This is a genomic window from Burkholderia sp. SIMBA_051, from assembly GCF_046534915.1.
GTDB classification, from domain to species: Bacteria; Pseudomonadota; Gammaproteobacteria; order Burkholderiales; family Burkholderiaceae; genus Burkholderia; species Burkholderia ambifaria.
The window spans coordinates 1-279 of record NZ_JAWRXS010000194.1 but is presented as its reverse complement, the minus strand read 5'-3'; the positions used below and the strand labels follow the sequence as shown (position 1 = coordinate 279).

The following is a 279-nucleotide window of genomic DNA, read 5'->3' as shown; positions in this document are numbered from 1 at the left end:
GCACGTATTTTGATACGCCCGAACTTTCGTTTCACCGGTGTGGCTCATCGCTGCGCGTGCGTGCTGTCGCCAACGAGAGAATCCAGACGTTGAAGCTGGAAGCATCGCCCAAGGCGGGGCTGTTCGACAGGGACGAGTTTGAGATGCCCGTCAATGGCGACGCGCCCGATCTGACGCTGTTCCATGAACAGATCTCAGAGAAAAGCGACTGCGGGAAGCTTGTCCATGATGAGACCGTTGCCGCCCAATTAAAGCCGGTGTTTGTCACGCGGATCAACC

1 protein-coding gene is annotated in these 279 nt (G+C 57.0%); it reads left to right on the top strand.

From position 1 onward, the window contains the following. A partial coding sequence (locus SB771_RS34140) for a CYTH domain-containing protein (RefSeq protein WP_410721935.1) occupies positions 1 to 279 on the top strand: 279 nt, incomplete at both ends.